An 18495-nucleotide genomic window follows, 5' to 3' on the forward strand; every position below is an offset into this window, starting at 1 on the left:
GTATTCTCTGTATTCTTTGTTAAGAAGCGGTTTAATTATCACCTTTATTAATTTATAAAACTACTGGCACTTTGTTTTATTTTTTAAATTGTTCTATCTCGTAAATGGTCTACATCTATTAAATAATATTGTTTGATGAGTTATTAATATTTTGTAGTGCTTCTTTCACATCTTCTAGAGCGTCATATACTAAATAACTTAACTCATTTGATGAATGTATAGCAAAGTCTTCTGTTAATAAGTGTAAATTTTTACCGTTTCTTACCTTATCCCAATACTTCCGCAATTCTTCTTCTGTTATTTTTAAACTTTTAAACTCATCTGTTGAGAGTGTTTGAATTGTTCCGCAATGTGTAGATAATATTTGCATTGCAACTTGTAAACTTGCTAACCTTTGTATTATTTCCTCAATACTCTCTATAACTTCGTTTATTTGTTCTGAATTGCTTGTAACTTCGTTTAGTTCCATTTTTATTATCTCCTAATCTTTATTTTAAGAAGCGGTACTATAACCGCCTTTATTAATTTATAAAACTACTGACACTAGATTTTATCTTTTCTTTAAATCTTCTAATATTTTATAAACATCTTCAATATCGAATAAATGTCTATTTCCTAACATTGCATATTTTAAACCATGCTGTTTTAGTATTTCCATGCTACTTGCACCTATACCAATAAATTTTTGTAGCTCAATACGTGTAAAGTATCGTTTGTAAGGTTTTATTTTTTCAATATGTTCTGTTATTACTTCATCTATTAAAATGCTTATCTGCTCTTTAATTTTTATACTTTGTGCTTCTGATAGTACTACTTCCATATAATCATACTCCTTTATAGATACTGTCCATAAACAATGCTGTTATGTATACTAACGCTGTTATGAAAGGTATAAACACAACTGCGAAAGATAAGGTATTTATAAATAACTCTTTATTTTCTTCACTCATTTTCTTCATCTCCTTAATTTGCTTCATTTAACAGTGACAAACATACTTTTAGTATTTTTTTCTTGTCTTTTATATTTGTGTAGTTAATACATGCAGTAAGTAAATCATTAACCTTGTTTATTGCTTCTTCTCTTTGCTTTAATAACAAAGCTTTATCTTCTGTTGGGAAAATCTTACCTTTAAAACTATAGACTACATCAATCAATTTACTTAAATTTCTCTTTGAAATTTTTCTTGTTCCGTTTTCCCAACGTGCTATTGTACTTTGGTCTACTTCCATAATGTCCGCTAAATCTATTTGTTTTAGCTTAAATTCAATTCTAAATGTTTTAATTTCACTACTTAGCATTTTCTATTTTCCTTTCTTTTGAAATATGTTATAATTAAAGAAAGTATTTTTAGTAAAATATCTTTCTTTGAAACCTTTAAAGTGTACGGCTACCAACTAGAGCACTTTGAAAGGTTTTTTGTTTTATAGCTTGTTTTATTTTCTCATATGTAAAATTTAGCTCAAGTAAAGAAATTACATTGCTTTCTAATGATTTATATTCTTCTAACTGTTCGCTAGTTAATACATCATAAGCGGTTATAAACCTATCTATTTTTAATTGTTGTGCATTTTTACCAGTAATGGTTTTGAGTAGTAGGTTTGTAATGTTTTTGTAAGCCCACTGATTACAGTATCTCCAATTTTTTATAGCTTCTGTCAAGCTTTTTCTTATTGGTTTTTCAAGTTGTCTTTGAATTCTATACTTAGATACCTCATCCTTTAATTTATAGAATTCTTTTACTAACATCTTTTTAAACTCTCTTACTTTAGGTGTATTTCTTAAATAAGTAACCAATAATGTAGCTTGTTCTTCATTTAAAATATATACTTTTTCATTTTGACCACTCCTTAAAGCTTGGACATTATGTCCAACCTTTCCAAATTCTAAAAAATCCGCTTCATGTCTTCTTATAATTCTAGTTATAGAATGATGTTTCATATTTAAACCTTTAGCAATAATTGAAGACAATGTAAACGGCTCTTTCTTATCACTTAGTAAAACTAAATCGGAAAAATTAGTTTGAGTTAATTCCATTTTCTCACTTCCTTTATAATATAGTTATTATGCTAAAGAAAAAATTTCAGTCAATTCTACGTTTAAAGTTTCTGAAATACGTTTAGCCATTTTAGGGCTTGATATCTCATCTCTTAAAATTTTTCTTAGTGTCTCATCACTAATACCGCTAGCACGTCCAAAAGATGTTTTATTATAACCTTGTATTGCAAGTGTTTCAGTTAATTTTTTAACGTTTACTTTAAATTTCATAGTTAAATCTCCTTTCTTTGAATTTTAAAAGCAATATTTTGCAACTTATCAACTAAAAACAAAAGCAGATTACCCACTTTTATTTAAGCAATATTTTGCAACAACTTTATATTAATAGTATAACACTAAGAAAATAAAAAAGTCAACACTTTAAAGTGCAATATTTTGCAACTTTATTGTGTACTTTTTGAAAAAACAATGTTATAATCTATTTTAGGAAGGACTGAAACAAATGAAAATAAACATAGATAAGCACAGTGTAGGCTTACGTATAAAAAATATAAGATTAAAATTAACTGACACACTTGAACAATTCGGGAAACGTTTCAATGCTGATAAAAGTAATATACTAAGATGGGAACAAGGTAAAACACTGCCTAATAAACAAAGACTATCTTCCATAGCAAAACTAGGCGCATTAACGCTAAATCAATTGTTATATGGTTCTATTAATGAATTTTTAGAGAATAATATAGAGGAACTAATAAAAGAAAGTAATTATCCAATTAATTTAAAAGATGGTAAACTAAGTGAGCAATTTAAAAAAGAAGTTCTTGATTATATCTTTTTTAGTTTTAAAGAATATAGTAATTATCAACAAAATGAAAATCCTTTAGAAAATATTGATTATTTTTCTAGTAAGGCTTCAAGTTTTGTTAGTGAGTACATCGATAATGATATTGATATGTTTTTAGAATTGTTTTCACAATACAGTAGGGAAACAGGAGAAATATTAAAAATATTTCCTACAAAAGAGGATATAGAGAGATTTAATATTTCTAGTAAAACATTAGAGAAATTAACTACTGTTGATAATTTAATTAGTTACTTAGCATGTATAAATGAAGATGGTATAGTTGAAGATTATTTCATGTTGAAGTATCTTTGTAATTTAGTAATAGTGAAGGTGAAGAATGATGGTTTTTATTTACAAGAAAGAGTAACATTGTTTATTACGTTATCGGATATTATTCAAAATAATATAAACTTACATACAGATAATTACATAGGTTTTGACTTTATATTTAAAGAAAATACTTTTGTTTTAGATAAGTATAATCTAAGTGAATATGATATTGTAATTGGTTTAAAGATAGAAGAAGAAAAAACATTGTATTATTTAGCTAACTATACATGTATAGAAGATGTACCACTAAATACAGAAGCTCAATACTTTATCTTAAATCATGATAATTCTTACTTCATAACTAAGATAACTGAAATACCTAACTGCAAATATATAGCTCCTATTATTGGTAAGCTAGAATAAAACTTTAGATATTAATCAACCATCAACTAATAGTTTGCAGTTCAAAACTACTTATTGGTTATCAACTAATGATTTACTACCACTTAGAGAAGCGGAGATATTTAAACCTTAGCTGCTCTATAGTGTTTTACTTTTTATAAAAAGGAAAAGCACCAGTAAAATACCAGCGCTTTAATAAAAATGAAAATATACATAAATATGTAATTATATAAAAATATTCTAAGACTATACTAATATTATATCATGTAAACCTTATAATATCAACGTTTATAGGTTTACTTAAAATCAATATGTATTTAAACCGCTTCTAAGCGTTAGTTTATTCTTTTGATATAATTACATTAAAAATATTTTCAGACACGCTCACATCTAAAATACAAAGCCTTTTCTGTCTATTTACTAGATAATCATTTATTAATTTATAAAACTACTGGCACTAGTGAAAGGATTGATAAAAATGATAAATCAATATGTAAATAAAAAAGACACTAAAAAATATTATGAGATTAAAAATCACTATATAGGAAAAGATATTTTTACTGGAAAAGAAAAGCGTATAAGTAAGAAAGGATTTAGAACTAAAAGAGAAGCGGAGCAATATATAATTAATGCAAAGAGTGAGTTTTTAAATGGTGGGTTCAAGCCTAATCAAGATTATACATTTCAAGATGTATATGATGTATGGGTTAAAGAATACGAACCACAAGTTAAGCAAACCACTTTCAATATGATGAATGTGCATATAAAAAATATAGTATTACCTTATTTTGGAAATTTTAAAGTTAATCAGATAAATTTACCAATTTGTCAGAAGTTTATTAATGAATTATCAAAGAAGTACAAAAAGGGTACTATAAGAGAATATAAAACAAAAGCTAGTATGATTTTAGATTATGCTGTTAAAATGGATGTAATTAAAGTAAATTATCTGAAATATACCAAAGTACCTAATAAGCAAGAAATAAAAAAAGATAATTTCTACACTAAACCAGAATTAATAGAATTTCTTCAGATAGTTAAAAACAACTATGATTTTAAAGATTTTGTAATGTTTAGATTACTTGCTTTTACTGGCCTTAGACGTGGTGAACTTATCGCTTTAACTTGGAAAGATATAAATTTTAAGAATAAAACTTTAACAGTAAACAAGAATGCTGTAAAGATAAATAAAAAAATTGTTATTTCAGACACCAAAACACAAACTAGTAATAGAATTATTTATATTGATGATGAAACATTGGATATTTTGAAAGAATATCGCTCACAAAATAAAGTATTTGAAGTAGAGAAGAATATTTTCAACCTAAAAAATCTTGAATATTTCACATGGAAGTTAAAATGTATTTTTAATAATTTCCCTAAATTAAAAAAAATTAATATACATGGGTTCAGACACACACACGCTACTTTATTATTTGAAAGTGGAGTTACTGCAAAAGATGTTCAAATAAGACTAGGCCACGCTAATATCACTACGACACTGAATACTTATACTCATATCACGGAAGATAAAAAGAAAGATGTTACAAAGCAATTAAGTAAATTCATGACTATGTAAAGATAACTGAAACAAAACGGAAAGTAAAAAAATAAAAACCTAATAACAATGGTTTTCCTTGAAATATTTCTATTTTGTATTAAAATATAAGTAGACAAAATTAAAAAGGGTAAAAATAGATGAGATTATCAGATACTATATATACAATTGAAGTTCATAAAAGGTTTAAGAATATTTTTCTTTTAATAATAGGAACAATTTTATTTGCTATTTATGCCGGATTATTAATTCCAGTAAATAATATAGGTACAGGTGGAGCATTAGGGTTAAGTTTAGTTTTAAATAAGGTAATAGGGATAGAAATAGGGACAGCTCAATTTTTATTGAATGTACCTCTATTTTATATTGGGTATAGATATATAAGTAGAAAATTTGTTTTATTAACTATATTTGTTATCAGTGTATCATCATTTCTTATAAATAATCTTCCAAAGATTATAAAACCTGTTTATCTAGGGGATTCTTTAGTTGCAGCAATATTTTGTGGAATAATATCAGGTCTTGCAATGTGTTGTCTTTTAGTAGGAGGAGCCTCAACAGGGGGAACGGATATTACAGGTAAATTTATCTCGAAAAAGATGAAGTTTAACTTACCGACCGTTTTTCTAGTTCAAGATATATTAATTTATACAATAGTATGGATTTTCTTTGATATAAAATATGTTATGTATGCGCTTGTTATGAGTTTTGTGCGTAATCAAACTATGAAAGGAGTTCAAAAGTTTTTCTCAGCTTATATTCAATGTACAATTATTTGTAATTGTCCAGAAAGAATGGTTGAACTTATAAATAATACCCTACATCGTGGCTCAACAATTATGGATGTAGAAGGTGGTTATAGCCATGAGAAAAAACGTATGATTGTCGTTGTGATTCAGCAAAATGAAATGTATTTATTGAAAAAACTAGTATCAAAAAACTGTCCTGAGGCTTTTATTACGGTTACAGCAGTTAATACAATAGTAGGTAATTTTAAAGAGCATTCGTATAGTCTATAAAAAGTAAAAAAGGATTTAAAGTATAAAAGATATTTTTATTAAAATTAAATTTTTAATGGATAACCTTACTTTAAATCTTTTTTACTTGATACATTAAAAAATAAATATTAGTATTTAAATTTGTAGTTGTTTAAAAATAAAATAATTATAGTTATTACAAACATTTGCTTATTGACCATTTTTGATATATAATATCAAGTGAAATGAAAATTAGGAGGTAAGAAACATGAATTTGATTCCTACAGTAATAGAGCAGACTTCTCAGGGGGAGAGAGCCTATGATATTTATTCAAGACTTTTAAAAGATAGAATTATAATATTAGGATCTGATGTAAATGATCAAGTAGCAAACTCTATAACAAGTCAATTATTATTTTTAGAAGCACAAGATAGTGAAAAAGATATTTATTTCTACATTAATTCACCAGGTGGTAGTGTAACGGCAGGTTTTGCAATCTATGATACAATGCAACATATTAAATGTGATGTTGTAACAATTTGTATGGGAATGGCAGCGAGTATGGGAGCTTTCTTACTTGCAGCTGGAACTATTGGTAAAAGATATGCACTTCCAAATGCTGAGGTGATGATTCACCAACCATTAGGAGGAGCACAAGGACAAGCAACAGAAATCGAAATAGCAGCTAAACATATTTTGAGAACGCGAGAAAAATTAAACAAAATTTTAGCTGATAGAACAGGTCAAACAATAAAAGCTATTGAACGAGATACAGAACGCGACAATTACTTATCAGCGGAGGAAGCTTGTGCTTACGGATTAGTTGATAAGGTTATGTATCCAGAAAATGGTAAACTGCAAAAGAAAGAAAAAGTAAAAAAAACGCAAGCAAAAAAAGTGGCTAAAAAAGCAGATGAATAAAAAATAAAAAAGAAGTTGACTTCTGTCAACTTCTTTTTTATGTAGGTAATAGAAAATATAAAAATAAAGTATTAAAAACTAAAAGCTAGGCTCGAAAATATTTCAAACCTAGCTTATTAAAATTATATTTTCCAAATTTTTCCGATGGCATTACGTACTTCATAATTATCCATAAAGTACTCAATATTACCATTGAAATTACGCTTAAACTGAAGAACTCCGTAATCGCTAGAATTTTCATCGTTGAAACCTTGTGATGTACCAAAGAAGTTGAAATATTTAAAGCCATTATTAATTGCATATTTCATCATATAGAACAACACCGCATATGGTCCCTCATAACGATGGAATTTTTGCATGGCACCGCTGGTGAAGTAAATTATATCTTGTCCAGATTCAATAAAACTTGCACATGATAAATTAATGATATTGCCGTGTTCTTCTTTTAATTCTTTTATTTTATCAATTTTTTTATACCAAATAGCAATATTTTCATCGTATTCACGAAGACGGTTAATTGCTTTTTTTGCATTAACTTTGCCTTGTTCAAGTTTTTCATTAAGTTCTTCACGTTCTTTTTCTAGATTAGCAATTGTAGTTGTTGTAGTTTCTACGAATAAGTCACAATCAATATAAGAAACTAATAGATGAAGTTTATTACCAATGTTATTTTTTAGTGATTTAAAATAATCATTGTCACGAATTACAAAGTCAATTCTACTTTCTGTATCACGATTAATTTCATCGAAAATCTTCGCATCTTCTTCATTGAAAATGTCAATTTCGCGGACAAGAACACCTTCTTTAGCTGTTCTATTAATTGTATAACGTGCAATTTGAGAAACATTCTTTAGTAGATTATTTTCTGTTATATCTTCATCTAGATATTTAGAATATACGCAACGTGATGCTAGTGTTGGATTGGTAAATAAATCATCATTAAGGGGATGATAATCAAGCTCTAATAACGCATTATTTGTATTTATCGCCAGGCCGTTTTCGCCTACAAATTCTATATCATTGTAAAACTTCTCATTAAGAAATGGATTAACACGAACACATAAGACTCTGATATTTTTAGCGAAGTATTTTTTTAATTCTTTAAAATAAAAGTTTACCAATTCAATGTTTGAATAATCCATAATTGGCCCATGTTGAGCTGTTACTTTATAAAAGTATTTTTTGTACTGAAAATAAATAAATAAACCATAGGCAAGTATTTTATTATCTTCTTTAACAGCAAGTATTGTAGTTTTCAAACCATTGCTGTTTGCCATTTTACTATATTCAGCTGATTGAGGGAAAAAATAACGTTCATTGTTATTTTGTTGAAATTTCTCTAATTCCTCATTACTAATTTCAGTAAATATCATTAAAAATTTCTCCTTTACTAATTTTTACTCAAGTTCAAAATTACTTATAAAATTATATAACAAAAATGAAAAAAAAAAAAGAAATAACCTTTTTTAAAATGATGAAATGCTTAATAAATGATATAATAGAATTGAATTAAATTAAATGGGAGGCAAGACATTTTATGAAAGAATATCAACTTAGAGGGCAAAATTATAAGATTAGGTATAATGATTTTCCAGGAGAAAAAATACCTATTGTTTTTATTCATGGATTAGGCTGTGCGGGATCATTTGACTATGTAGAAATAGCGATGAAAAAGCAATTCGCAGATCATAGAAGAATATTAATTGATTTACTTGGGGCGGGTTATAGTGATAAACCTTTAGATTTTGTTTATGAGGTTAAAAATCACGCTAAGTATTTAAATGAGTTTTTAGAAGATTTAAATTTAGATAAAATAGTTCTTTTTGGTCATAGTCTTGGGGGAGCTACTTCCATTGAGTTGTGTTCATTATGTCAGGAAAAAGTAGAAAAACTTATTTTGACAGAACCTAATTTAGATCCTGCGAAAAAAGGGCGTAGTAGTTGGGCAGTAGCACAATATACAGAAGATAATTATAAAGAAAGGATAAAAAGTTTAATAGAATTATGCGAAAGTGGAAGAAATACTATGTGGGCGGCAACTTTACGTAATTGGTTACCAGAAGCAGCGTACCAAATTTCGCGTGATGCAGTTGTTGTGAGAGAAAATTCATGGCGTGATATGTTTTATAGTTTTGATGTTCCAAAGTACTTTATTTTTGGAGAAAAAACTTTACCAAGTCCAGATTATGAAGAATTACCTAAACATGGAATCATTGTAAAAGTTGTAAAAGAAGCAGGGCATTCTATGGCGTGGGAAAATCCGGAAGGACTAGCGGAAACAATAGCTAGCTGTTTATAGTTATATATAGATAAAAAAGCATGGATTTACCATGCTTTTAATAATTACATTTTTTTAATTTTAATATTACTTACCATTAGGTAAGAGCATACTATCAATAATATTAGCATAACTATACTAGGTAATTTGAAAAGTGCAATAATAGCTAATATTGTACCACAAGTTGTTATAGGAACACCTTGGTAATAACCGTTTTTCATTTTAGTAACGTTAAATCTAGCAAGGCGATAGGCTCCACAACAAGTGTAGATACCACATAATAATGCAACTACGACAGTTACAGTAATACTCGGGTTATCATAAAATAATACTTTTTCAAAAATAAGCATAGCTGGTGCAACACCGAAACTAACAACATCACATAAAGAATCTAAATCGTGACCAATTTCAGAAACGACACCAAGTTTTCTTGCGACGATACCATCATATCTATCAGCAAGCATAGCTAAAAAAATAAAGACAGTGCCCCAGACATAATACCCATGAGCTGTAGTTAATATTGATAAAAAACCACAGAAAATATTACAAAGGGTAAGATAATTTGGTATGAAATTTTTATTCATTAAAGTTATCCTCCAATATTGATACTCCTAATTATATTACAAAATAGAAAGAATGTCTAAAGAAATGAGAAGGATAATTTGTAAAAAACTATAGTAAACTTTATTATTTGCTCAGTTATATATTGTTTAACAGACTAGAAGCTGTTATAATAAATTTGTAATTAATTATGGGAGGGTATCATGAACGAAAAATTAAAAAAACAAAGTATAAAAAAAATAGCTAAAGAATTATTTTTTATATCTTTAGGCTGTGCAATTTACTCATTTGCATTATTACATTTTAATGTTCCTAATCAACTGGCAGAAGGTGGTGGTACAGGGATTGCGCTATTCCTGTTATATGCTTTTGGACTTCCTGTATCTATGGGAACATTATTAGTTAATATTCCATTGCTTATACTTGGGTATAAGATGTTAGATAAAAAAACGATGATTTATACAATTTACGGAATATTAATGCTAACATTTTGGATTAAAATTTTTGAAATATATCATGTTGTTATTGATATAGGTGGAGATCGTCTTCTTGCATCTGTTTTTGGGGGTATTATTGCAGGAATCGGCCTTGGAATGGTTTTTGTTTTTGGAGGAACTACTGGTGGGGTGGATATTGTTGCCAAAATAGTCCATGTATATTTTGGATTTTCGATTGGAAGAATAATTCAAGTTTTGGATGGATTTATCCTACTATTATCTTTTATGGTATTAAAAAGTTTTCCAGCAATCTTATATACATTAATTTATATTTATATTTGTACAAAAATTATAGATTATCTAATTGAAGGTGGTATTCCAGGAAAAGCTGTAATGATAATGTCGCCTAAAATTGAGGAAATTACTCAAAAAGTGTCTGATGATATGGGGCGTGGATTAACATTTATTAAAGGACAAGGAAGTTATTCACGTAAGGATATGAATATAGGTTATTGTGTTGTGTCAAGAACGGAAATTAGCAAACTAAAATCATTAATTTATACAATAGATCAAAATGCCTTTTTAACTATAACAGAAGTGCATGATATTATGGGAGAAGGGTTTAGCTTTGATCAACCGAAAAGAATAAAGTTTACTTTTAAAAAGGAAAAATAATAAAGGGAGCAACGTTTAATCGTAAGTAATATACGAATAAATGTTGTTCTTTTATCCTAGAAAGGAGGGGACATGGTTAATAATTTTTATATAAGAAGTGTAATAGTGGTTTTACTAGCATCGATATGCTGTTCGTACTTTGGGCAAGTGTTATTATTCATTATTTCTAAAACAAAAGACTATTGGAATTATTTAATCTATTTTACACCATTAATTTTGTTATTTACAAAATACAGTAATAAGTATGCCAAAACTACTAGTATTAGTATGAAATATTTTATAGAAGAAGCAATAAAAGATAAGAAAAAAATTAGTTGGTACTTTCCTATTTTATTAACCTTAAATACGTTGTTAGCACACGGGTTTGGAGCTAGCGTAGGTCGTGAAGGGGTTGCTGTTCAGTTAGGGGGAGCAATAGGAAAAAATCTAGGAAGTGTTGAATTCAGTAAAAAACAATGTACTTTTTTAATACGCTTAGGAATGATTAGTGGATTTGCTGCACTATTTCAGACCCCATTAGCAGCGTTATTTTTTGTTTTAGAAATTACATTTAAAAAAGTAAAAATTAATTTGAATACTGTAATAGAATTCATTATATATTTAATTGCTAGTTTTTTCTCTGCCGAAGCTTCTAATTTTTTAGGATTAGAAAAGTTTTTTGTCTTAGTGAAGGTTGAAAAAATTGACTACATATTACTTATAAAAACATTACTTGTAAGTATCTGTTTTATTTTTGTTGGAGTAGTTTTCGTTACTTGTCAAAAGATTTTCAAAAAAATAGTAGCAAATACTGAAAAATGGCGTTGGATATTACTAACTATATTTATACTAATAAGTGTATTAGCAAGTTTTCGTTATAGTTCGTTAGGAACAAATTTAATTGAACTTTCACTAGAAAATGGCTTGGCATTTAGTTATGATTTTATATTGAAACTTATATTGACTGCTCTTTGCACAGCTATAGGATTTAGTGGTGGAGAAGTAACACCATTATTTGCAATAGGAGCTAGCTTAGGAGTAGTACTAGCTGGATATATAGGCTTACCAATCATATTTACTGCTGCACTTGGTTATTGTTTAGTTTTTTCATCAGCGACAAAAACATTCGTAACTCCAATATTTTTAGCATTAGAAGTTTTTGGTAGTACGACAGCTATACTAACAATATTACCAGCAGCATTAATTTATTTTTTGAATAGAAAATATAGTATTTATAAGTAGTTTGTTTAAAACTTTATGTGAGTTGAAAAAAATATTTTAAGTAAAAAAAATACCAATAGAAGATAGATTTTATTTTCTCTTGGTATTACTTTATTTTCTATGATATGATAACCTATTATGTTATTAGGCGAAAAAGATAATCACCTATTTTTTTAGTGTCCAACTTTTTTCAATCATTGGAAGTAATTCTTCTATAGTAGCTTCATTACCTTCAAGAGATGTATAGTGTATTTTTCCATCATTCGCTCTGAAAACCCATGTAACAAAGTACTTTCCACTTGTTGTTATAGAATTAACAACATAAGCGTCATATTCGCCAATTTTTGATTTAGCACCCCAAACCTTTTGGAATGCTGAAGTGTTTTTTTGACCAGATAGTACAGAATTTGCTACATAGATAGGATCGATAGATGCATATTCTGTTTCAGATATTCCAAGTTGACTCGGACGGAATATGTTTAATGTAACAATATTATATGAAGATCCATCACTATACTGAATATCATTTCCACCTTTTACATCTTTGAAACGGAACCAGTTTTTAGGAACTTTAACATAACCATATTCATCAGAACCAATTATTTGTGTATTTTCTGTTTCTTTATTTGTTTCAGATTTTTGTTTATTAGAAGCGTCTGATGTAGAAGTTGATTCAGTTTTAGTTGATGTTGTCTCTTTATTTTGTGTGGTATTTGACTGGCAAGCCGTAAGTGTTGTTGTAGTTAATAATGCGATTAGTATTCCTATAAATTTTTTCATAATATTTTTTCCTTTCTTTATCTATAAATTTATTATATCATATATAAAATATAATAAAAGAAAGATTTACATGTTTGAATACCTTATTAAATGTATAAACAAAAAAAACAGAATCGATAATTATCGACTCTGTTTTTTGTTATAAACCTAGGATATTTAATATCTCTTTTTTATATTTCAATTTATTTTCTTCTCTGTTCTCATTATCAAGAACAATTTTAATTTCAGATACTATTTCACCAGGTTTATTTTTGATAATATATATTCTGTCACTTAATTCTATAGCTTCATCTATATCATGTGTAATAAGTAGTGTTGTTAATTCTAATTTTTTGCTAATTTCTAAATACCAAGAGTGTAATGAAATTTTAGTAATTGCATCCAGAGCACTAAATGGCTCATCAAGAAGGAAGAGTTCTTCTTTGAACATATAAGTTCTAAGAAGTGCGACCCTTTGACGCATTCCACCACTTAGTTCGCTAGGATATTTGTCTTTATATTCATATAGATTAAATAACTTTAGATTTTTGATAGCTTCTTCTTCCGCTTCTTTTTTTCCTACCTTTTTTATAAGAAGTGGAAGTATTATATTTTGTATAACTGTCTTATGTTCTAAAAGTAGATCTTTTTGAAGCATATAGCTAACTTTTCCTTTAAAGTTTTTATCCCCTTGGATAGTTATTTCACCAGTTTGAAGGTTATTAATTCCAGCGATAACGTTAAAAAGTGTAGTTTTTCCGACACCACTTCCACCAAGTATAGAAACTATTTCTCCTTTATCGACATGAATATTTATATCTTTAAGTATGTAGTTGTTTGGATAATTGAAAGATAAGTTTTTTATTGATAAAATGCTCATTATTTTATGTAGTCGTTGCTAAATCCAGTATTGTCTGCTAAAGGTTTTTCAACGATATTATTATCGTTAATCCAACGGTAAAATGCATTCCATCTATTAGCATCAAATTCACCCCAACGGTCTTTATTTGTTGCATATTGTTTTGATAAGTATTTTTGTGATTCAACAATAAAATTACGTTTATCTTTTAGTTCAGGAGCATTTTTAATTAAAATATCAGCAGCTTCTTCAGGATGTTCCATAGCGTAGACATATCCTTTCTTAATAGCTCGAAGTACTTTTTTTGCTTCTTCTTTGTTTTCTTTTAAGTAGTCATTGTTAGCAATAATTACTGGTGAGTAATAGTCAAGATCTTTATTGAAATCTTTTAGATAGAAATAATTAATATCTAGATTCATACTCTCTGCTAGTTTACCATCCCATGCATAGTAAATCCAAGCAGCATCGAAAAGTCCGTTTTCTAATGGTGTGATTGAATTAGTATCTGTGTTAGGAGCAAGATTAAGTTTACCTGCATCGCCACCTTGTTTTGTGATTAAAGATTTTACCATAGCAAGTTCAACTGGATCATTCCATGTCCCATATTTTTTACCTATTAAATCTTTAGGTTCTTTGATATTATTTTTTTTCAAAGAAATAATACCTGATGTATTATGTTCGATAATAGCTGCTACAGCAGTTATACCAGCACCTTTAGAAAGTTTGTTAGCCATAGAATCTTGGTAGTAGATTCCAAATGGAGCTTTATTATTAATAATAAGATCTGATGTACTATCTTCTGGAGCTGGTTTAATATCAAGGTCAATACCCTCTTCAGCTAGATAGCCTTTTTCTTTAGCTACAAAAAGTCCTGTATGATTGGTGTTAATAGCCCAATCCAGAATAAAGTCTACTTTTTTTAATTTTTTTTCTTCTGTATTTTTATTTGCTGTGCCACATGCTGTAAGTGATATTGCAAGAATAGCTGCAAATAAGCTAATTATTATCTTTTTCATGGTTATCTCCTATATATTTCCATTTAATAAATTTTTTTTCACTTAGTTTAACTAATTCTATACTTAGTAAACTAATAACAGATACTAGAATAATTATTGCAAACATAGTATCGTACTCAAATAATTTTTTTGCTTTAATCATATAAACACCAAGACCTTCAAATCCTCCAAGCCATTCAGCCACGACTGCTGCGATAAATGCGTATGAAACACTTACGCGTAGTCCAGCATAAAAATAACTAAGACTTGTAGGTATTTTTACGTGCCAAAGAATTTGGAATTTACTAGCCTTCATAAGTTTTAATAAGGTTATCATGTCCTTGTCACAGTTTCTAAAACCATCTAAAATACTAACGACAATTGGGAAGGTGGTCGTAATTACTATTAAGACGATTTTAGGAGTTAATCCATATCCAAGCCATAGAACTAAAATAGGCGCAATGGCAATAGTTGGAATAGTTTGTGTTAAAACCAATAAAGGATAGACAGCTTTATTAAATAAAGGGATACTATCCATAATTAAAGCAAGAATCCAAGCTATGATTATGCCTAAAGATAGGCCTATAATAGCTTCAAGCAGGGTGATTTTGCTGTGAAAAATTAATAATTGATAATTTTTAACGAATGCTTTTGCTATCTCAACTGGAGTTGGAATAATATATTTTGGGAGTAGATTCAAATACCCAGCCCCTTGCCAAATAATAAGTAAAATAGCCATCGAGATAGTAGCGGCATATTTATTAATTAAACTTGCTAATTTTTTCATCTATAGTTAATACATCTCCATAATTAATTTTCACGTTAGCGAATATATTGTTAGAGCCTTCACCCGCTAGCTCTAAACATTCTTTAAGAGTAGTCATAAGTTCATTGAATTCACCTTCAATTACAGTTTCAAAGGGGGTGACCACAACATTAGAATGTTTTTTTTGTAGATAATAAATAACATTATCTATAGTTTTTATTCTCCCAGGTGTATTATCACTTAATGGAAGAATTTGCAATGCAATACTGCAATTTATCAAAATAAAAAACCTCCTTACAATTTTAAGGGGGTCTAAGTTAGGTCTTTAAGATTATATACCTACGCTGGCATTACCCAGATCAGGTTCGGTCGAAATTAAATATTTCCTCTCAGACTGTTTACAGACTCCCGTACCTATGATTATAGCATACCTAAATATAAAAGCAATATATCTGTTTGACGTTTGCAATTTTTAAGAAAAAGAGCGGATATACACAGTATATATAATGAGAATTTTATTGAATAGAAAGTTTTTTAACTATGCTTAATGTAAGAAAATTATAATATGTAACTAAAGATAAAATAATAAGTATAAAGGTAAATTGTATTTGTATATCTTTTTTGCTTTTTATTTTAATATATGATAGAATTAAACATCATAAATAATAAAATAATAACGAGGGATTTTAACGTGAAACTTTTAAAAGATATTTTTGAATGGATAGTTGTTATTGTTGCATCAATAGCTATCTATTTAGTATTAAGCACATATGTTATAGCTCCTTTTACAGTAAAAGGGCACTCAATGGATTATACATTTGCTGATAATGATAGAGTATTTGTAAATAAATTCAGTAAAACTTTTGAACGTGGAGATGAAGTAGTATTTCATGCTAACGAAACAGATGACTATATCAAGCGTATTATTGGGATTCCAGGTGATACAATAGAGTATAAAAATGATGTACTATATGTTAATGGCCAAGTAGTAGAAGAACCGTACTTAACGAAAAAAATTCAAGAAGCAAAAGCGTCAGGAAACTCTCCATTAACTCCAGATTTTAATATAGAGTATTTAAGTAGTACAAAATCAAAAACAGTTCCAGAAGGAACATACTTTGTACTAGGAGATAATAGACAACATAGTACTGATAGCCGTGTTTTTGGATTTGTGAAAAAAGAAGCAATGATTGGGAAAGTTAGTCTTAGATATTATCCATTTAATACCTTTAAAGTTTTCTAAAAATGTTCTTAGCTAAAGAATATTTTAGTTGATAAAAATACAAAATTATGCTAGTATAATATACGGGCACTCTAAGTGAGTGAAAGAAGAAACTACCCCCTGCGGATTTTCGTAGGGGGTTTTATATTTTTAAAGAAGGAGATAGACATGACGAAATATATTTTTGTAACAGGTGGGGTTGTATCATCATTAGGTAAAGGTATTGTAGCCGCATCAGTAGGAAGAGTATTAAAAAATAGAGGATTAAAAGTGACATTACAAAAATTTGATCCATATTTAAATGTTGATCCAGGAACTATGAGCCCATATCAACATGGAGAAGTTTTTGTTACAGAAGATGGAGCAGAAACGGATTTAGACTTAGGGCATTATGAAAGATTTATTGATGTAAATCTAGGCCAATACTCAAATGTAACTGCAGGACGTGTCTATTCTTCAATTATAGAAAAAGAACGTCGTGGAGATTATTTAGGAGGAACTGTACAAGTAATTCCACATGTAACAAATGAGATAAAATCGCGCATTCTTTTAGCCGGAGAATCTAGTGACGCTGATGTAGTAATTACAGAAATTGGCGGAACTACAGGTGATATTGAGTCACTACCATTCTTAGAAGCTATTCGACAAATTAGAAGCGATTTAGGGCGCGAAAATGTATGTTATATTCACTGTACATTACTACCATATATCAAAGCAGCAGGAGAGATGAAAACTAAACCTACGCAACAATCTGTAAAAGAATTACGTGGATTAGGTATTCAACCAGATATTATTGTCGTTCGTAATGAACTTGCATTAACAGATGAGCTGCGTGCAAAAATTTCTCTATTCTGTGATATTCCAAAACAAAATGTTATTGAAAGCCGTGATGTAAGTAATCTATACGAATTACCATTAAACCTAAAAGCTCAAAAGATTGACGATATCGTTCTAAAACATTTTGGACTTTCAGCTCCAGAAGCGGATATGACAGAATGGTTAGCATTGGTAGATAGAGTTGATAATTTAAAAGAAAATGTAAGAATTGCTTTAGTTGGTAAATATGTAGAGCTTCATGACGCATATATTTCAGTAGTAGAATCTCTTAAACATGCAGGATATAAATATAATTCAAAAATAACTATTGACTGGATTCAATCAGAAGATATAACAGAAGAGAATGTTAATGATTACTTAAAAGATGCAGATGGAATACTAGTACCGGGAGGATTTGGAGATAGAGGTGTTGAAGGTAAAATCACAGCAATTAAATATGCTCGTGAGAATAAGGTACCATTCTTTGGAATCTGTCTAGGAATGCAATTAGCTGCTGTTGAATTTGCACGTAATGTTTGTGGCCTAACAGGTGCGCATTCTTCAGAGTTAGATTCTAATACATCGTACCCGATTATTAATTTATTACCAGATCAAGAAGATGTAGTAGAAATGGGAGGAACACTTCGTCTTGGAAGCTATCCATGTACATTAACAGAAGGAAGTGTAGCTCACAAAGAATATGGAGAGCTTAATATAACAGAACGTCATCGCCATAGATATGAATTTAATAACTATTACCGTGAACGCCTAACGGATAAAGGTTTAGTATTATCTGGTGTTAGTCCAGATGGAAGATTAGTAGAGATCTTGGAACTACCAGAACATCCATGGTTTGTTGCTGGGCAATTCCATCCAGAATTTAAATCACGTCCAGAAAAAGCTCATCCATTATTTGCAGGATTCATTAAAGCAAGTTTGGAAAATAGGAAATAAC

At 28.8% G+C, this 18495-nt stretch carries 22 protein-coding genes; 9 read left to right on the plus strand and 13 right to left on the minus strand.

Going from position 1 to position 18495, the window contains the following annotated elements; all coding sequences use genetic code 11:
* Positions 1-118: 118 nt before the first annotated feature.
* From O3802_RS04805 to O3802_RS04830, 6 genes are all read right to left on the minus strand, one after another.
* The gene (locus O3802_RS04805) at positions 119-469 is read right to left on the minus strand and encodes a hypothetical protein (RefSeq protein ID WP_371458521.1); all 351 of its coding nucleotides are present in this window, start codon (positions 467-469) and stop codon (positions 119-121) included.
* An 81-nt stretch (positions 470-550) separates the two neighbouring features.
* Complete coding sequence (locus tag O3802_RS04810) at positions 551-820, minus strand: hypothetical protein (RefSeq protein WP_371458522.1); 270 nt, start codon at positions 818-820, stop codon at positions 551-553.
* Between the two features lie 4 nt (positions 821-824).
* Positions 825-950 (minus strand): hypothetical protein, encoded by a 126-nt coding sequence (locus O3802_RS04815; RefSeq protein ID WP_343012039.1) that lies wholly within the window; start codon positions 948-950, stop codon positions 825-827.
* Between the two features lie 13 nt (positions 951-963).
* On the minus strand, positions 964-1299 hold the full coding sequence (locus O3802_RS04820; RefSeq protein ID WP_371458523.1) for a helix-turn-helix domain-containing protein: 336 nt from the start codon (positions 1297-1299) through the stop codon (positions 964-966).
* 76 nt (positions 1300-1375) lie between these two features.
* On the minus strand, positions 1376-2035 hold the full coding sequence (locus O3802_RS04825) for a Rha family transcriptional regulator (protein ID WP_371458524.1): 660 nt from the start codon (positions 2033-2035) through the stop codon (positions 1376-1378).
* Positions 2036-2062: 27 nt separating this feature from the next.
* The gene (locus O3802_RS04830; protein WP_371458525.1) at positions 2063-2266 is read right to left on the minus strand and encodes a helix-turn-helix domain-containing protein; all 204 of its coding nucleotides are present in this window, start codon (positions 2264-2266) and stop codon (positions 2063-2065) included.
* Between the two features lie 232 nt (positions 2267-2498).
* Between O3802_RS04830 and O3802_RS04835 the strand changes: the two genes are divergently transcribed.
* The 4 genes from O3802_RS04835 (at position 2499) to clpP (ending at position 6972) form a co-directional block, all read left to right on the plus strand.
* Positions 2499-3536: a helix-turn-helix domain-containing protein gene (locus tag O3802_RS04835; RefSeq protein WP_371458526.1), complete on the plus strand. Its 1038-nt coding sequence runs from the start codon at positions 2499-2501 to the stop codon at positions 3534-3536.
* 457 nt (positions 3537-3993) lie between these two features.
* The gene (locus O3802_RS04840; protein ID WP_371458527.1) at positions 3994-5094 is read left to right on the plus strand and encodes a tyrosine-type recombinase/integrase; all 1101 of its coding nucleotides are present in this window, start codon (positions 3994-3996) and stop codon (positions 5092-5094) included.
* A 119-nt stretch (positions 5095-5213) separates the two neighbouring features.
* Positions 5214-6092, plus strand: coding sequence for a YitT family protein (locus O3802_RS04845; RefSeq protein WP_371458528.1), 879 nt, complete (start codon positions 5214-5216; stop codon positions 6090-6092).
* 226 nt (positions 6093-6318) lie between these two features.
* Positions 6319-6972, plus strand: coding sequence for an ATP-dependent Clp endopeptidase proteolytic subunit ClpP (gene clpP / locus O3802_RS04850; protein WP_371458529.1), 654 nt, complete (start codon positions 6319-6321; stop codon positions 6970-6972).
* 122 nt (positions 6973-7094) lie between these two features.
* On the opposite strand, the gene O3802_RS04855 is transcribed toward clpP, so the two are convergent.
* On the minus strand, positions 7095-8345 hold the full coding sequence (locus tag O3802_RS04855; RefSeq protein ID WP_371458530.1) for a peptidoglycan bridge formation glycyltransferase FemA/FemB family protein: 1251 nt from the start codon (positions 8343-8345) through the stop codon (positions 7095-7097).
* Between the two features lie 164 nt (positions 8346-8509).
* Between O3802_RS04855 and O3802_RS04860 the strand changes: the two genes are divergently transcribed.
* On the plus strand, positions 8510-9271 hold the full coding sequence (locus tag O3802_RS04860) for an alpha/beta fold hydrolase (protein WP_371458531.1): 762 nt from the start codon (positions 8510-8512) through the stop codon (positions 9269-9271).
* Between the two features lie 44 nt (positions 9272-9315).
* Here O3802_RS04860 and pssA read toward each other — a convergent pair whose 3' ends face one another.
* Entirely contained in the window at positions 9316-9834 is a 519-nt protein-coding gene (gene pssA / locus O3802_RS04865; RefSeq protein ID WP_276767468.1) for a CDP-diacylglycerol--serine O-phosphatidyltransferase, read from the minus strand.
* Positions 9835-10014: 180 nt separating this feature from the next.
* On the opposite strand from pssA, the gene O3802_RS04870 reads away from it, so the two are divergent.
* Both O3802_RS04870 and O3802_RS04875 read left to right on the plus strand, forming a co-directional pair.
* Entirely contained in the window at positions 10015-10923 is a 909-nt protein-coding gene (locus O3802_RS04870; protein WP_371458532.1) for a YitT family protein, read from the plus strand.
* A gap of 72 nt (positions 10924-10995) precedes the next feature.
* Entirely contained in the window at positions 10996-12144 is a 1149-nt protein-coding gene (locus O3802_RS04875; RefSeq protein ID WP_371458533.1) for a chloride channel protein, read from the plus strand.
* Positions 12145-12288: 144 nt separating this feature from the next.
* Here O3802_RS04875 and O3802_RS04880 read toward each other — a convergent pair whose 3' ends face one another.
* The 5 genes from O3802_RS04880 to O3802_RS04900 form a co-directional block, all read right to left on the minus strand.
* Positions 12289-12903, minus strand: coding sequence for a hypothetical protein (locus O3802_RS04880; RefSeq protein ID WP_371458534.1), 615 nt, complete (start codon positions 12901-12903; stop codon positions 12289-12291).
* A 139-nt stretch (positions 12904-13042) separates the two neighbouring features.
* On the minus strand, positions 13043-13762 hold the full coding sequence (locus O3802_RS04885) for an ABC transporter ATP-binding protein (protein ID WP_313990647.1): 720 nt from the start codon (positions 13760-13762) through the stop codon (positions 13043-13045).
* The gene (locus O3802_RS04890; protein ID WP_371458535.1) at positions 13762-14757 is read right to left on the minus strand and encodes an ABC transporter substrate-binding protein; all 996 of its coding nucleotides are present in this window, start codon (positions 14755-14757) and stop codon (positions 13762-13764) included. The genes O3802_RS04885 and O3802_RS04890 overlap by 1 nt, the downstream gene beginning before the upstream one ends.
* A complete protein-coding gene (locus tag O3802_RS04895; RefSeq protein ID WP_371458536.1) occupies positions 14738-15523 on the minus strand; it encodes an ABC transporter permease in 786 nt (261 codons plus the stop codon). Before O3802_RS04895 ends, O3802_RS04890 begins: the two co-directional genes overlap by 20 nt.
* Positions 15498-15782: a thiamine-binding protein gene (locus O3802_RS04900; RefSeq protein ID WP_004633052.1), complete on the minus strand. Its 285-nt coding sequence runs from the start codon at positions 15780-15782 to the stop codon at positions 15498-15500. The genes O3802_RS04895 and O3802_RS04900 overlap by 26 nt, the downstream gene beginning before the upstream one ends.
* Before the next feature lie 411 nt (positions 15783-16193).
* Here O3802_RS04900 and lepB point away from each other — a divergent pair, with 411 nt between their 5' ends.
* Positions 16194-16745: a signal peptidase I gene (gene lepB / locus O3802_RS04905; protein WP_371458537.1), complete on the plus strand. Its 552-nt coding sequence runs from the start codon at positions 16194-16196 to the stop codon at positions 16743-16745.
* Between the two features lie 147 nt (positions 16746-16892).
* Positions 16893-18494, plus strand: coding sequence for a CTP synthase (locus tag O3802_RS04910; RefSeq protein WP_371458538.1), 1602 nt, complete (start codon positions 16893-16895; stop codon positions 18492-18494).
* The last annotated feature ends 1 nt before the right edge of the window (position 18495 follow it).

This window comes from Gemella sp. 27098_8_92 (assembly GCF_041433685.1).
GTDB lineage: Bacteria > Bacillota > Bacilli > Staphylococcales > Gemellaceae > Gemella.

Excerpts from the sequence above, each read along its gene's own strand:
- O3802_RS04860 (WP_371458531.1), top strand. The coding sequence starts at position 8,510 with ATGAAAGAATATCAACTTAGAGGGCAAAATTATAAGATTAGGTATAAT.
- O3802_RS04910 (WP_371458538.1), top strand. The coding sequence starts at position 16,893 with ATGACGAAATATATTTTTGTAACAGGTGGGGTTGTATCATCATTAGGT.
- O3802_RS04835 (WP_371458526.1), top strand. The coding sequence starts at position 2,499 with ATGAAAATAAACATAGATAAGCACAGTGTAGGCTTACGTATAAAAAAT.
- pssA (WP_276767468.1), bottom strand. The coding sequence starts at position 9,834 with ATGAATAAAAATTTCATACCAAATTATCTTACCCTTTGTAATATTTTC.
- O3802_RS04805 (WP_371458521.1), bottom strand. The coding sequence starts at position 469 with ATGGAACTAAACGAAGTTACAAGCAATTCAGAACAAATAAACGAAGTT.
- O3802_RS04820 (WP_371458523.1), bottom strand. The coding sequence starts at position 1,299 with ATGCTAAGTAGTGAAATTAAAACATTTAGAATTGAATTTAAGCTAAAA.
- O3802_RS04825 (WP_371458524.1), bottom strand. The coding sequence starts at position 2,035 with ATGGAATTAACTCAAACTAATTTTTCCGATTTAGTTTTACTAAGTGAT.
- O3802_RS04870 (WP_371458532.1), top strand. The coding sequence starts at position 10,015 with ATGAACGAAAAATTAAAAAAACAAAGTATAAAAAAAATAGCTAAAGAA.
- clpP (WP_371458529.1), top strand. The coding sequence starts at position 6,319 with ATGAATTTGATTCCTACAGTAATAGAGCAGACTTCTCAGGGGGAGAGA.
- O3802_RS04830 (WP_371458525.1), bottom strand. The coding sequence starts at position 2,266 with ATGAAATTTAAAGTAAACGTTAAAAAATTAACTGAAACACTTGCAATA.
- O3802_RS04855 (WP_371458530.1), bottom strand. The coding sequence starts at position 8,345 with ATGATATTTACTGAAATTAGTAATGAGGAATTAGAGAAATTTCAACAA.
- O3802_RS04840 (WP_371458527.1), top strand. The coding sequence starts at position 3,994 with ATGATAAATCAATATGTAAATAAAAAAGACACTAAAAAATATTATGAG.
- O3802_RS04845 (WP_371458528.1), top strand. The coding sequence starts at position 5,214 with ATGAGATTATCAGATACTATATATACAATTGAAGTTCATAAAAGGTTT.
- O3802_RS04880 (WP_371458534.1), bottom strand. The coding sequence starts at position 12,903 with ATGAAAAAATTTATAGGAATACTAATCGCATTATTAACTACAACAACA.
- O3802_RS04810 (WP_371458522.1), bottom strand. The coding sequence starts at position 820 with ATGGAAGTAGTACTATCAGAAGCACAAAGTATAAAAATTAAAGAGCAG.
- O3802_RS04875 (WP_371458533.1), top strand. The coding sequence starts at position 10,996 with ATGGTTAATAATTTTTATATAAGAAGTGTAATAGTGGTTTTACTAGCA.
- O3802_RS04815 (WP_343012039.1), bottom strand. The coding sequence starts at position 950 with ATGAGTGAAGAAAATAAAGAGTTATTTATAAATACCTTATCTTTCGCA.
- O3802_RS04895 (WP_371458536.1), bottom strand. The coding sequence starts at position 15,523 with ATGAAAAAATTAGCAAGTTTAATTAATAAATATGCCGCTACTATCTCG.
- O3802_RS04890 (WP_371458535.1), bottom strand. The coding sequence starts at position 14,757 with ATGAAAAAGATAATAATTAGCTTATTTGCAGCTATTCTTGCAATATCA.
- O3802_RS04885 (WP_313990647.1), bottom strand. The coding sequence starts at position 13,762 with ATGAGCATTTTATCAATAAAAAACTTATCTTTCAATTATCCAAACAAC.